The sequence below is a fragment of the Duganella sp. FT27W genome, from assembly GCF_009295655.1.
Classification (GTDB): Bacteria; Pseudomonadota; Gammaproteobacteria; order Burkholderiales; family Burkholderiaceae_D; genus Rugamonas; species Rugamonas zoogloeoides.
The window spans coordinates 87931-100763 of record NZ_WHIV01000005.1 but is presented as its reverse complement, the minus strand read 5'-3'; the positions used below and the strand labels follow the sequence as shown (position 1 = coordinate 100763).

Genomic DNA, 12833 nt, shown 5'->3' with positions numbered 1-12833 from the left:
TGCTCTTCTGTTCTTTATATATTGACTTGTTTCAGTTCCATCACAGAAGGCAAAAACACTTCCGTAACCAGCAGGGTACCGCGCCGGCGCCGATATAGACAGCGCCGTGCATATAATATGTTCGGCTGGGCCGACTCTCCTCCAAGCGCCGCCCGGGCGCGCTGCGCCAGGGGATGACCTTCTCGCAATCTTGCAAATTCGAGCACACTGCGCCGCACCAGCGGATCGCCGAACAGCGTGGTGCCCAGCGACCGTTCGCCCAGCGCACCAAACAGCGGCCAGTCGCTGGCGGTCGCCGACAATGGCACCACCGTGTGCGCAAATACTGCCGCCGTATTATCACACCGCAGCAGTACTTCCCTCTCCCATACCTGGCCAGGCCGCTGCAGGCCGATGGCTGCCGCCTCGTCCGCCAGGCAGCGGGCGGTGCGCTGGTGCAGGCACTGCACGCGGAAGGCGTGGCTGTGCGCTTTCAACCTGGCCGTGAGCGAACCGGCGGTGGTGAGCCAGTCGCGCAACACGGGCGGCGCGCTCAACAACAATGCTTGCGGCTGCCATACAGCCTGGCGCAACGACGCGCCACGCCGGCCTTGCGCCACGCTCAAGCTGCCGCCTCGACGCCGCAAAAAGCCAGTACCGCATCGCGATAGGCAGAAAATTCGGAAATGCCGTGGTCGCTGCCAGCGATCACGTGCTGGCGCGCGCCCGCATAATGCTTGACCATATCGCGATAGTCCAGCACTTCGTCGCCGGTGGCGGCGATCAGGAAATAGCGTTCGGGACGCGTGATCGGGTCCACCGCCAGCGCCCGTAATTCGTCGATGTATTCGCGCTTGAATTCAAACGGTTCGTCGGAGTGATACTGCGTGGTCACGCCCACGTGCTTGTCGAGATCCTGCAACGGCACGATGGCCGGATTGAGCAGCACCGCACGGCAGCCAAGGCGCTCGGCCAGCCAGGTGGCGTAGTAGCCGCCCAGCGACGAGCCGATAATGGCCAGCTCGTCAGCCGGCACGCCCTCGACCAGCGACAGCGCCAGTTCCATCGCCAGCCTGGGCGACGCCGGCAGTTGCGGATTCATCAGCTGGTCGGACAAACCAAGTTCGGCCATGCGGCCAGCGATCACCCGTGCTTTCATCGACTGCGGCGAGGACCGGAAACCGTGCAAATACAAAATCATGCGAGCGCTTTCAACAGCTTGGCGTGAACGCCGCCGAAGCCGCCATTGCTCATCACGATGACGTGGTCGCCCGGTTGCGCCGCTTGTGCCACGGCCGCCACCAGGGCATCGAGGTCTTCGAAGGCGCTGGCCTTGTCGCCCAGGGGCGCGAGCGCGTCGCCCAGGCTCCAGCCCAGCGCCTCGTGGCTGCCGAAGCCGAACACCAGGTCGGCATCGACCAGGCTGCCCGGCAGCGCATCTTTCATGGCGCCGAGCTTCATGGTGTTTGAGCGCGGCTCCAGCACGGCCAGGATACGGTTGTCGACGCCCAGCTTCTGGCGCAGGCCGCCCACGGTGGTGGCAATCGCGGTCGGATGATGGGCGAAGTCGTCGTAGACGGTGATGTCGCGCACCACGCCGCGCACTTCCATGCGGCGCTTGACGTTCTCGAACGTGGCCAGCGATTGCGCGGCCTGCGCCACCGGCACGCCGACATGGCGGGCGGCGGCGATCGCGGCCAGCGCGTTGGCGCGGTTGTGCTTGCCGGTCAGTTGCCAGGCCACGTGGCCGGCCGTCTCTCCCTTGAAGACGACGTCGAAGCTGCCGTCGTCGTGTTCGACCAGCGACCAGTCGGCGCCCTCGGTGCGGCCAAAGTTTTCGTGCTCGCTCCAGCAGCCGCGTTTCAGTACGCGCGTGAGCGACGCTTCGTCGGCATTATGGATCACGCGGCCAATGCCGGGCACGGTGCGCACCAGGTGGTGGAACTGGGTTTCGATGGCGCCCAGATCGGGGAAGATGTCGGCGTGATCGTACTCGAGGTTGTTAAGGATGGCGGTCTTGGCGTGGTAATGGACGAACTTGCTGCGCTTGTCGAAGAACGCGGTGTCGTATTCATCCGCTTCGATCACGAAGAAGATCGATTCCTTATCGCCCTGGATGCGGGCCGACACGCCGAAGTTGCGCGGCACGCCGCCGATCAGGAAGCCCGGCGCATAGCCGGCGTCCTCGAGGATCCAGGTCAGCATGGCGCTGGTGGTGGTTTTGCCGTGCGTGCCGGCCACGGCCAGCACCCAGCGGTCTCTTAATATATGTTCGCCCATCCACTGCGGGCCGGAGACATACGGCAGACCGCGATTGAGGATTTCTTCCATCAGTGGATTGCCGCGCGATACCACGTTACCCACCACGTACAGGTCGGGGTTGAGCGCGGTCTGCTCGGGACCGAAGCCCTGTATCAGTTCGATACCCTGGGCTTCCAGCTGCGTGCTCATGGGGGGATAGACATTGGCGTCGCAGCCGGTCACGCGGTGGCCCGCTTCTTTTGCCAGGACCGCCAGGCCGCCCATGAAAGTGCCGCAGATGCCGAGTATATGTATGTGCATAGTAAGTAAGACTGTGGAGACGTACGTAGAGACGCGCGATCGAATACACGATTTTACCTGAGCCGACGCCTATTTCCCGGATCAGGGTATTATCTCGTCCATGACGCCCAACGTGATCGATGAAGTCCAGCTGCTGCGTGCGGAAATTGCCGCTGCTGCCGCGCGCCTGATTGCCGAAGACGGCGCCGACTACGGCACCGCCAAGCGCAAGGCCGCCAGGCAAATCATGGGCGACCAGCCGCCGCCCGCCAATGTCCTGCCCGACAACGCCCAGATCGAAGCCGAGGTGCGCGTATACCAGTCGCTGTTCCACGCGGACACGCAACCGGCACGCTTGTTCCGCCTGCGCACCCTGGCGGTCGACATCATGGACAAGCTGGCGCAGTTCAACCCGTTCCTGACTGGCGCCGTGCTGGGCGGCACCGCCGGCCCGCACGACGACATCCACCTGCAACTATTTGCCGACAGCGCCAAGGAGGTCGAAATCTTCCTGCTCAACCGCAACGTGCAGATCGACATTTCCGAGTCGCCCCACTTCAAGGGTCCGCGCTACGATCCGGTCGAGACCGTGAGCTTCCTGTGGCAGCAGGAAGGCGTGCACGCCGAGCTGTACGAACTCGACGATTTGCGCGGCGCGGTCAAGGCCAGGGGCGACAAGGTGCAGCGGGCCGATATCGCTGCCGTGCGCGCACTACTAGTTAACAGTACAAGCAGTACTCACTCTTCCGAATCGAACCATGAATAAAAAACATCTTGCCGTCTATGCCGGCGTTGCTGTGCTGTTTGCCGCTGCCGGCGCTTACACCGGCATGAAGAAACAGGATGCGGCGCCGATCACGGCCACCGCGCCGGCCGGTGTGACCGGTCCGGTACAAACGCTGCTGGCGCAAACCATGCCCGACGCGGCCGGCAAGGCCACAGCGCTGGCGCAGTTCCAGGGCAAGGCCATGCTGGTCAATTTCTGGGCCACGTGGTGTGCGCCGTGCGTGCAGGAAATGCCGGAGCTGTCCGAACTCTCTTCCGGAGAAGCCGGCAAGAAGCTGCAAGTTCTCGGGATCGGTATCGATTCGCCAACCAACATCGCCGAATTTAGCGCCAAGTATAAAATTACCTACCCGGTGCTGGTGGCCGGCATGAGCGGCACCGACCTGTCGCGCCAGTTCGGCAATGTTAACGGCGGCCTGCCGTTCACGGTGCTGATCGGCGCCGATGGCCAGGTCAAGAAGACTTACCTGGGCAAGCTGAAGTTTGACGAGCTGCACAAGGATTTGGCAACGCTGTAATCTGGCAGACAGTGGCTACACGCATTTTTTTCTCTTGCCAATGCACGCAGTTGGCGGCAAAATGCGAAACTTTCGCGGAAAACAGTCTCGAACATGGCAAAAAACCTCCTCCTCCTGAACGGCCCCAACCTGAATTTATTGGGCACCCGGGAGCCGGAGATTTACGGCGCCGCCACCCTGGCCGATGTGGAACACGCAGCCCAGGCGCAAGCGCAAGCGGCTGGCGCCACCTTGTCTTGTTTTCAGAGCAATCACGAAGGGGCGTTGATCGACCGCATCCATGCTGCCCGCACCGAGGGCGTGGACGCCATCGTCATCAACCCGGGTGGACTCACGCATACCAGCGTGGCCCTGCGCGACGCCCTGGCGGGCGTGGCCATTCCGTTTGTAGAAGTGCATATTTCGAATATTTACCAGCGCGAGTCGTTTCGCCACCATTCATTCCTGAGCGCGATCGCGAGCGGCACGATCTGTGGACTCGGTATCGAAGGATATCGGTTTGCCATCGACTTCGTTCTTAAAAGGCGATAATCTACGCGATCTGCGCGCAATTTAACGCGGCTGCGCCCAAAAGGCGTCGCCGTCATCACTTAAAAACAAGATATTCCTGGGGGTTACATGGATCTACGCAAACTGAAGACCTTGATTGATTTGGTCGCAGAATCCGACATCGCAGAGCTCGAAGTGACCGAAGGCGAGAGCAAAGTCCGCATCGTCAAATCGTCGGCCATGCCGCAAAACCAGATGGTGATGATGCAGCCGCAAGGCATTCCTCAGTACCATGCAGCGCCGGCGCCAGCTGCCGCCCCGGTCGCCGCAGCCGCGCCTGCCGTAGCCGCCGAGCCAACCGGCCACATCGTCAAATCGCCGATGGTCGGCACCTTCTACCGTTCGTCGGCGCCGGGTTCGGCAGCCTTCGTCGAAGTGGGTTCCACCGTCAAGGAAGGCGAAACCCTCTGCATCATCGAAGCGATGAAGCTGCTCAACGAAATCGATGCCGACAAGTCCGGCACGATCACCCAGATCCTGGTCGAGAATGGCCAGCCGGTCGAATTCGGCCAACCGCTGTTTGTGATAGGCTAAGACGAGTTTCAGCGCCCGCCCCGCCGCACAGTCGGTGACGGGCGCGCCGTCTTCCGCATCCCCTCCCTACTTGATGTTACCGGTCTCTGCCGGTGATCACAGAAATACGCGAACCTACCATGTTTGAAAAAATCCTCATTGCCAATCGTGGCGAAATTGCCCTCCGTATCCAGCGCGCTTGCCGCGAACTGGGCATCAAGACGGTCGTGGTCCACTCGGAAGCGGACAAGGACGCCAAGTACGTCAAATTGGCCGACGAGTCGGTATGTATCGGCCCGGCGGCGTCGTCGCTCAGCTACCTGAACATGCCAGCCATCATCAGCGCGGCCGAAGTGACCGACGCCGAAGCGATCCACCCGGGCTACGGCTTCCTGTCGGAAAACGCCGACTTTGCCGAGCGCGTGGAAAAATCGGGCTTCGTGTTCATCGGTCCGCGTTCGGAATCGATCCGCATCATGGGCGACAAGGTGTCGGCCAAGCAAACCATGATCAAGGCGGGCGTGCCTTGCGTGCCCGGCTCGGAAGGCGCGCTGCCCGACGACCCGAAAGCCATCGTGCAGATCGCCCGCAAGGTCGGCTACCCGGTCATCATCAAGGCGGCCGGTGGCGGTGGCGGACGCGGCATGCGCGTGGTGCATACCGAAGCGGCGCTGATCAATGCCGTGGCCATGACCAAGACCGAAGCCGGTACCGCTTTTGGCAATCCGGAAGTGTACATGGAGAAGTACCTGGAAAATCCGCGCCACGTGGAAATCCAGATCCTTGCCGACGAACACAAGAACGCCGTCTGGCTGGGCGAACGCGACTGCTCGATGCAGCGCCGCCACCAGAAGGTGATCGAAGAAGCACCGGCGCCGGGCATCCCGCGCAAGCTGATCGAAAAGATCGGCGACCGCTGCGCCGAAGCCTGCCGCAAGATCGGCTACCGTGGCGCCGGCACCTTCGAGTTCCTGTATGAAAACGGCGAGTTCTACTTCATCGAGATGAACACCCGCGTGCAGGTCGAACACCCGGTCACCGAAATGATCACCGGCATCGACATCGTGCAGGAGCAGATCCGCATCGCCTGCGGCGAGAAGCTGCGCTTCCGCCAGCGCGACGTCATGCTGTCGGGCCACGCCATCGAGTGCCGTATCAATGCAGAAGATGCATTCAAGTTCACGCCGTCGCCGGGCCGCATTACGTCGTGGCACGTGCCGGGTGGTCCTGGCATCCGCGTCGATTCGCACGCTTACGCCGGCTACTACGTGCCGCCGCACTACGATTCGATGATCGGCAAGGTCATTTCGTACGGCGCCACCCGCGAGCAGGCGATCCGCCGCATGCAGATCGCGCTGTCCGAAATGGTCGTCGAAGGTATTTCCACCAACATCCCGCTGCACCGCGAGCTGATGATCGACGCCCGTTTCATCGAAGGCGGCACCAATATTCACTACCTCGAGCACAAGCTGGCCGACATGCCAGAACTCAATAAACTGAGCCTGAACCCGAAAGCACCACAATGAGCTGGACCGAAATCGTCATCGAAATCGCGCGCGAACACGCAGAAGCCCTGTCCGAAGCACTGATGAACGTGGGCGCGCTGTCGGTCTCCGTCGAAGACGCCGATGAAGGCACCGACGCCGAACGTCCGCTGTTCGGCGAGCCGGGCATGGAGCCGACCGAAGCGGCCTGGGACCACAGCCGCGTGGTGGCCCTGACCGACGAAGCCGACGACCAGGCCGTGATCGTGGCCGCTGCCGCCGGCCAGGCCGGCCTGGCCAAGCTGCCCAAGTTCACCACCCGCAAGGTGGAGAACCAGGACTGGGTGCGCCTGACGCAATCGCAGTTCGCACCTATCCACATCGGCAAGAACATCTGGGTCGTGCCGAGCTGGCACGAGGCACCGGATCCTGACGCCCTGATCCTGGAACTCGATCCGGGCCTGGCGTTCGGTACCGGCAGCCATCCGACCACGCGCCTGTGCATGGAATGGCTGGAAGCCCATCCGGCACCCGGCAAGACTGTGCTCGACTACGGCTGCGGTTCCGGCATCCTGGCCATGGTAGCCAAGAAGGTCGGCGCTGGCGAAGTCGTGGGTGTGGACATCGATCCGCAAGCGATCGAATCGGCCGCCGACAATGCCCAGCGCAACCATTGCGAGATCGAATACTTCCTGCCCGACACCTTCGCCCAGTCCGCGCATGCCGAGCAGAAGTTCGACATCGTGGTGGCGAATATCCTGTCGAGCCCATTGAAATTGATGGCGCCGATGTTGTCGGGCCGCGTGGCACCCGGTGGCGCGCTGATCCTGTCGGGCGTGCTGGCGCGCCAGGCCGAAGAAGTGGCTGCCGCTTACGCACCGTTCATCAAGCTCGGCGTATGGGCCGAACAGGATGGCTGGGTCGCCCTGCACGGTCGCCTCGGCAGTGACGTGGTTCCCGCCGCGCGCTAATCACACCCATGGCGCTTGCCACCAAATGCCCCCACTGCAACACGATATTTCGGGTCGCTCATGACCAGCTGAAATTACGTGGGGGCATAGTGCGCTGTGGCTCCTGCAACCAGGTGTTTGACGGTAATGCGGCGTTGCTGGAGCCGCTGGCGCCGCCTTCCGCGCCAGCCATTTCTTCCGCTGCTGTTCCTTCCGCTGCTGTTCCTTCTGCAGCAGCTCCTTCTACCGCTGCTCCTCTTGCCGCGGCTCCTGCCGGCTCTGTGTCTGATGCCGCTGCGCCTCCTGCCGCCATTGCGCCGGCCGCCGAACCGAGCGAGTTCGATCTCGATTTCGACGACGTCGATGACGCTGCCCTGCCCCCGCTGCCTGTGATGGCTGAGGTCAATTTGCCGGACTCGGTGGCGGCATTGAGCCTGGATTTCGATGATGAGGCCGGGACTTCGGCGGCCGAACCTGCACCGCAGCCATTGCCCGCACAGTGGCGTGTTCGGCCGCCGGCGCCGCCAGCGGCGCCGGTATCGCTCACCAAGCCTGAGCCCGAGCCACTGCGTGATCCCGAGCCACTGCCGGAGCTTGCCGTACTGGCTGAACCCGAGCCAGCCCCCCTCCCCGAACCAACCGCGCAAGACCTGATCAGCGGCGACACGCTGTCCGAGGACGAACTGCAAGCGGCAATCGAGGTGGAGCTGGCCGCGCTGGACGCGCGCATGGCGGCCGCGCAACCGGCGCCGGCGGTGCAAGAACCGGCACGCGGCGACGAGCGCCGTGAACCCACGCTCGACTTTTCCCCGCGTCCTGACGAACTCGACGAAGAAGACGAGCAAGCGCTGCTGCAACTGTCCAATGGCGGTCTTGCCGCCCAGGCGCAAGACGATATTCCGCCCAGCCACACGCTGCTGCGCACCGTCTCCGCCCCGCCCGCAGACCGCTATTACGAGCCGGAATTCCACAGCACCGAAACACTGGTGGCCGAGCCCGTGGTGGACCACCACACGCTGGAACCCGAGGCTAAAACCTCGGCAGAGGCAATGGCAGAGCCTGCAGACGACGAGCCCGGCTTCGTCAAGCGCGAACGCCACCGCGAGCGCTATGGCCGCGCCACCACCATCGCCCTGTGCCTGGGCATCGTGCTGATGCTCGGTGCACTGGCGGCGCAAGGACTGACCACCTTCCGCAACCCGCTGGCAGCGGCCATGCCGTCGCTCAAGCCGGCGCTGGTGGCCGCCTGCAAACCGCTCGGCTGCAAGGTCGAACTGCCGTCGCAGATCGACGAGCTGGCCATTGAACAGGGCGAACTGCAAACCCTGAGCGACAACACGTTTTCGTTCTCCACGTCGCTCAAGAACAGCAGCGGCAGCGCCCAGGCCTGGCCGCACATCGAACTGGTGCTGGACGATGCCAACGACAAGACCGTGTTGCGCCGCGTCCTCGCGCCGCGCGATTATCTCGATCCCGAAGTCGAGATCGCCCAAGGGTTTCCCGCACGCAGCGAACAACCTGTCAAACTCTACTTTGAATTGAAACAGCCCAGGGCATCGGGCTATCACATCGCAGTCTTTTATCCATAAAGAACCATCATGACCCAGACCTCCCTGATTTGCGGCTCGCTCGCGATCGACACCATCCTGCAATTCCCGGGCCGCTTCGACAGCATCCTGCTGGCCGACCAGCTCCATAAAGTGAACGTGTCGTTCCTGGCGCCAACCATGCGCACCGAATTCGGCGGCTGCTCCGGCAACATCGCCTACAACCTCAAGATGCTGGGCGGCGATCCGCGCATCGTCGGCGTGATGGGCCAGGACAACGCGGCCTATATCGCCCGCCTGGCCAAGCTCGGCATCCCGTCCGACAACATCCTGATCAAGGAAGACGCCTACAACGCCCAGTGCTTCGTCACGGCCGACCAGGACGGCAACCAGATCAACGCCTTCCACCCGGGCGCCATGTCGTACGCGCACGAGAACGATATCGCCAAGGCCGGCCCTGCCGCGCTGGCCATCATCTCGCCGGACGGCCACCTGGGCATGCAAAAGCACGCGGCCGACCTGGTCAAGCTGGAGATCCCGTTCATCTTCGATCCGGGCCAGCAACTGCCGATGTTCAACGGCGAAGAACTGACCACCTTCATCGACCAGGCCACCTACGTCACCACCAACGATTACGAAATCGAGCTGCTGACGGAGCGCACCGGCTTGAGCGTGGCCGACATCGCCAGCCGCGTGGAGGCGCTGATCATCACCCGTGGCGAGCAGGGTTCGGAAATTTACACCCGTGGCGAGCGTATCGACATCCCGGCCGTGCCTGCCACCGAAGTGCTGGACCCGACCGGCTGCGGCGACGCCTACCGCGCCGGCCTGCTGTTCGGCATCACCAACGGCTGGAAATGGGAAACCACGGGCCGCCTGGCCAGCCTGCTGGGCGCGATCAAGATCGCCAGCAAGGGCGCGCAAAACCACCGCCTGACGGCAGCCGAGATCGCCGACAAGTTCGAAGCCGCGTTCGGTTACCGCTACTAATTCTGCAGCCGTAAAAAAGCCCGCGCCGGTGAACAACCGGCGCGGGCTTTTTTGCGTGCTGTCGGGTCAGCGGCCGTTGAAGGCCAGTCCCAGCAGCAACTGCGCGATCTGGAGCAATATCAGCGCCACCAGCACCGACAAATCGAGATTACCGATCAGCGGCACCACCTTGCGGATCGGACGCAGCAGCGGCTCGTTGAGCGCGCGGATGAACGGCGCCAGCGGCGCATGCGGGTTGATCCAGCTAAAGATGACCTCGATCACCAGCAGCGCCATGAAGCCATACAGTATCCACGACAGGAAGCGTTCGAACGCCACCAGCAACACCAGTTGCACCGACCAGCCCGCAATGAAAAACACACAGGTGGCCAGCAGCACGATCAGGAAGGCGCCGATCAGGCTGGCCCAGTCGTAGCCGCCCATGCCGGGCACCACGCGCCGCAGCGGGCGCACCAGCCAGTCCGACAACTGGAACGTGAATTGCGCCACCTGGGCCGGTGGCCGCACGCGGATCGCCTGCATCCAGAAACGCAGCAGTAATGCCGAACCGAGCAGAACCGCAATGGCATCGACAATCAACTTCAGTATTGTTACAAGCACGGAGTCCCTCCAATAAAAAAGCCGCTGTGTGATTGTCTCACACAGCGGCCCGATTGCCTCAGCAGAAGCCTTCGATTACGAAGGACGGGTGCTGGTTGGGAACGGCCATGCGGCAGCTGGTGCCAGCACGGTTTTGGCGGCAGGTGCAGGCGTAGCGGCCGGAGCGGCAGCTGGCTTGACAGCAGCTTCCTTCGGCGCGGCAGGCTTTTTAGGCGCTGCTGCTTTTTTCACTGCTGGTGCAGCGGCGGCGGCTGGCGCCGCTGGTGCTGCTGCCGGCGCTGCTGCTACCGGTGCGGCTGCTGGCGCTGGAGCAGCTGCAACAGGCGCCGGGGCGGCTGCCGGTTTGGCGGCGGCTTTCTTGGCGACTGGTTTTGCTGCTACAGGTTTTGCGGCTGCTGGTTTGGCAGCAGCAGGTTTCGATGCAGCTTTTGCGGCAGGCTTGGCAGCTGGTTTCGCTGCAGCCTCAACCGGCTTTTTTGCTGCTGGCTTAGCCGCGGCCTTTGCAGCCGGTTTGGCTGCTGCTTTTACTGCTGGTTTGGCGGCGACAGCTTTTTTGGCTGCTGGTTTGGCGGCTGCTGGTTTGGCAGCTGCTTTAGGTGCGGCTTTAGCTGCTGGCTTGGCAGCTGCTTTGGCGGCTGGTTTCGCTGCTGCTTTAGGAGCGGCCTTGGCTGCGGCTTTAGGTGCTGCTTTGGCTGCTGCTTTAGGAGCGGCTTTTGCTGCTGGCTTGGCGGCTGCCTTAGGTGCTGCTTTCGCTGCTGGCTTGGCTGCGGCTTTAGGAGCTGCTTTGGCGGCTGCTTTAGGAGCTGCTTTGGCTGCGGCTTTAGGGGCTGCCTTGGCTGCTGCTTTAGGAGCGGCTTTCGCTGCTGGCTTGGCGGCGGCCTTTTTCGCTACTGGCTTGGCGGCGGCCTTAGTTGCAGCCTTAGGTGCAGTTTTAGGAGCGGCTTTTGCTGCTGGCTTGGCGGCTGCTTTAGGAGCGGCTTTCGCAGCCGGTTTGGCGGCGACAGCTTTTTTCGCTACTGGCTTGGCTGCTGCCTTGGTTGCTGCCTTAGGTGCGGCTTTCGCTGCCGGCTTGGCTGCTGCCTTAGGTGCTGCTTTCGGTGCTGCTTTTGCGGCTGGCTTGGCGGCTGCCTTCGGTGCAGCTTTCACTGCCGGTTTGGCGGCGACAGCTTTTTTCGCTACTGGTTTAGCAGCGGCTTTGGCTGCCGGTTTGGCGGCTGCGGCTTTGGCGGCGACAGGCTTTTTGGCTGCGGTGGTGGTGGTCGCGGCGGCTTTGGTAGCCGGCTTTTTTGCTGCTGGTTTTTTTGCGGCGGTTGCCATAACTAGTTCTCCTTCATCGGGGATGGGAAAATTCACATACAAGATTTAAAACCCGTCCGACCCCGGATTGGGCCAGGCGAATTATTCATCGGCGCAAACGATGTCGGTTGCGCTAATGAATTCGGCACTAGCTGAACTGCTGCATCCCCTCACGAGTGCAGCGCTTCAGCCATCAAGCTGGTCGCCGTCCGTGGCCGGCGCGGCGGACAGCATAAAATCTTGTTGCGACGTGTGCGGTAGGTCGGGCGTATCCTCAGCTCCATGACCTTCGTCGCAGCCACCATCGCTTTCGATTCAAACAAAAAACCGCCCGGCCTGAACCCGGTCAGGCAAGACGGCTGTTCGAAAACGGTGTGGTCTTGTGCATAGGTGTGAATCAATGTCCCGGTATTTCATCTCGCGGTCAGTGTTTACATACACGCTTTTTCATGTTCGTAAAGTACACGAAAACCTTATCGGTGCGCAACCAGCACAGCAGCGAATCGCGGGCTTTTTTACTTCATATGCTCGGCATTTCACATACGCGCCGCACTGCGCTTCCAGCGCGCCGCGCCGTCGCATCGCATCGCGTGCGCTCGACCGGTCCGGGAAGCGCGCCTGCCGCGCCGCGCAAAACTTGATCGCTTCAAAGCGCGCCAGTCTCCGCCTGGGTGTCTGCGATTCCGACTCGCACTGCACGCGCCGCGCGCCACCCGCTTCCTGATCCGGGAGCGCTTGCGCATCGCTTGCGCGCCATCGCCACATACCGTTTTCAAATTCGTCGCGATTATGAGACACAGTCCGGCGAATGGCAAGCACAAAGCAGCGGTGCGCCGCATGGGCACTGCGTTTGGGAGGTACGCGCAGCGCGACCGCAGCGTGTAAATCGGCGTTAAGCACATCGGCGTCCGCGACGAAAACCCTTGCAGGCATTGGCGCGCTTCGATGCGACGCAATCGCCGCATCGATCACCGGGACGACCTGCGCGCCGATGCTATGGATGCTCGGCATATGCACCGGGTACTGCTATCGGACGCGTGAAGTGTCGTCCCGTTTAAGGAGTAGTATCTTATCCATTAG

15 protein-coding genes are annotated in these 12833 nt (G+C 62.4%); 9 read left to right on the top strand and 6 right to left on the bottom strand.

Annotated elements, in window-relative coordinates:
• Positions 1-14: 14 nt before the first annotated feature.
• Genes F8197_RS22450 through mpl form a run of 3 tightly spaced genes read right to left on the bottom strand, consistent with a single transcriptional unit; the run spans position 15 to position 2541 of the window.
• Positions 15-605 carry a chorismate lyase gene (locus F8197_RS22450; protein ID WP_373996945.1) on the bottom strand — a complete coding sequence of 197 codons (591 nt, stop codon included), beginning with the start codon at positions 603-605 and terminating at the stop codon, positions 15-17.
• On the bottom strand, positions 602-1180 hold the full coding sequence (locus F8197_RS22445) for a YqiA/YcfP family alpha/beta fold hydrolase (protein WP_152883754.1): 579 nt from the start codon (positions 1178-1180) through the stop codon (positions 602-604). Before F8197_RS22445 ends, F8197_RS22450 begins: the two co-directional genes overlap by 4 nt.
• Positions 1177-2541 carry a UDP-N-acetylmuramate:L-alanyl-gamma-D-glutamyl-meso-diaminopimelate ligase gene (gene mpl / locus F8197_RS22440; protein WP_152883752.1) on the bottom strand — a complete coding sequence of 455 codons (1365 nt, stop codon included), beginning with the start codon at positions 2539-2541 and terminating at the stop codon, positions 1177-1179. The genes F8197_RS22445 and mpl overlap by 4 nt, the downstream gene beginning before the upstream one ends.
• A gap of 100 nt (positions 2542-2641) precedes the next feature.
• Here mpl and F8197_RS22435 point away from each other — a divergent pair, with 100 nt between their 5' ends.
• The 8 genes from F8197_RS22435 to F8197_RS22400 all read left to right on the top strand — a co-directional run bounded on the left by F8197_RS22435 (position 2642) and on the right by F8197_RS22400 (position 9857).
• On the top strand, positions 2642-3286 hold the full coding sequence (locus F8197_RS22435; protein WP_152883750.1) for a hypothetical protein: 645 nt from the start codon (positions 2642-2644) through the stop codon (positions 3284-3286).
• Entirely contained in the window at positions 3279-3824 is a 546-nt protein-coding gene (locus F8197_RS22430) for a TlpA disulfide reductase family protein (RefSeq protein WP_056137750.1), read from the top strand. Before F8197_RS22435 ends, F8197_RS22430 begins: the two co-directional genes overlap by 8 nt.
• 93 nt (positions 3825-3917) lie before the next feature.
• Positions 3918-4355 (top strand): type II 3-dehydroquinate dehydratase, encoded by a 438-nt coding sequence (aroQ, locus tag F8197_RS22425; protein ID WP_019923126.1) that lies wholly within the window; start codon positions 3918-3920, stop codon positions 4353-4355.
• Between the two features lie 87 nt (positions 4356-4442).
• Positions 4443-4907 carry an acetyl-CoA carboxylase biotin carboxyl carrier protein gene (gene accB / locus F8197_RS22420; protein ID WP_152883748.1) on the top strand — a complete coding sequence of 155 codons (465 nt, stop codon included), beginning with the start codon at positions 4443-4445 and terminating at the stop codon, positions 4905-4907.
• Positions 4908-5026: 119 nt separating this feature from the next.
• A complete protein-coding gene (gene accC / locus F8197_RS22415) occupies positions 5027-6412 on the top strand; it encodes an acetyl-CoA carboxylase biotin carboxylase subunit (RefSeq protein WP_152883746.1) in 1386 nt (461 codons plus the stop codon).
• The gene (gene prmA, locus F8197_RS22410; RefSeq protein WP_152883745.1) at positions 6409-7341 is read left to right on the top strand and encodes a 50S ribosomal protein L11 methyltransferase; all 933 of its coding nucleotides are present in this window, start codon (positions 6409-6411) and stop codon (positions 7339-7341) included. The genes accC and prmA overlap by 4 nt, the downstream gene beginning before the upstream one ends.
• An 8-nt stretch (positions 7342-7349) precedes the next feature.
• A complete protein-coding gene (locus F8197_RS22405; protein WP_152883743.1) occupies positions 7350-8909 on the top strand; it encodes a DUF3426 domain-containing protein in 1560 nt (519 codons plus the stop codon).
• A 9-nt stretch (positions 8910-8918) separates the two neighbouring features.
• Positions 8919-9857 (top strand): carbohydrate kinase family protein, encoded by a 939-nt coding sequence (locus F8197_RS22400; RefSeq protein ID WP_152883741.1) that lies wholly within the window; start codon positions 8919-8921, stop codon positions 9855-9857.
• A 66-nt stretch (positions 9858-9923) separates the two neighbouring features.
• Here the strand turns inward: F8197_RS22400 and F8197_RS22395 are convergent, their stop codons facing one another.
• Complete coding sequence (locus F8197_RS22395) at positions 9924-10457, bottom strand: YggT family protein (protein WP_373996944.1); 534 nt, start codon at positions 10455-10457, stop codon at positions 9924-9926.
• Between the two features lie 75 nt (positions 10458-10532).
• The gene (locus F8197_RS28665) at positions 10533-10688 is read right to left on the bottom strand and encodes a hypothetical protein (RefSeq protein ID WP_193333536.1); all 156 of its coding nucleotides are present in this window, start codon (positions 10686-10688) and stop codon (positions 10533-10535) included.
• Positions 10689-10815: 127 nt separating this feature from the next.
• Here F8197_RS28665 and F8197_RS28660 point away from each other — a divergent pair, with 127 nt between their 5' ends.
• Positions 10816-11823: a hypothetical protein gene (locus tag F8197_RS28660; RefSeq protein ID WP_193333535.1), complete on the top strand. Its 1008-nt coding sequence runs from the start codon at positions 10816-10818 to the stop codon at positions 11821-11823.
• 377 nt (positions 11824-12200) lie between these two features.
• Here F8197_RS28660 and F8197_RS22385 read toward each other — a convergent pair whose 3' ends face one another.
• Entirely contained in the window at positions 12201-12764 is a 564-nt protein-coding gene (locus F8197_RS22385; RefSeq protein ID WP_152883737.1) for a hypothetical protein, read from the bottom strand.
• Positions 12765-12833: the final 69 nt, after the last annotated feature.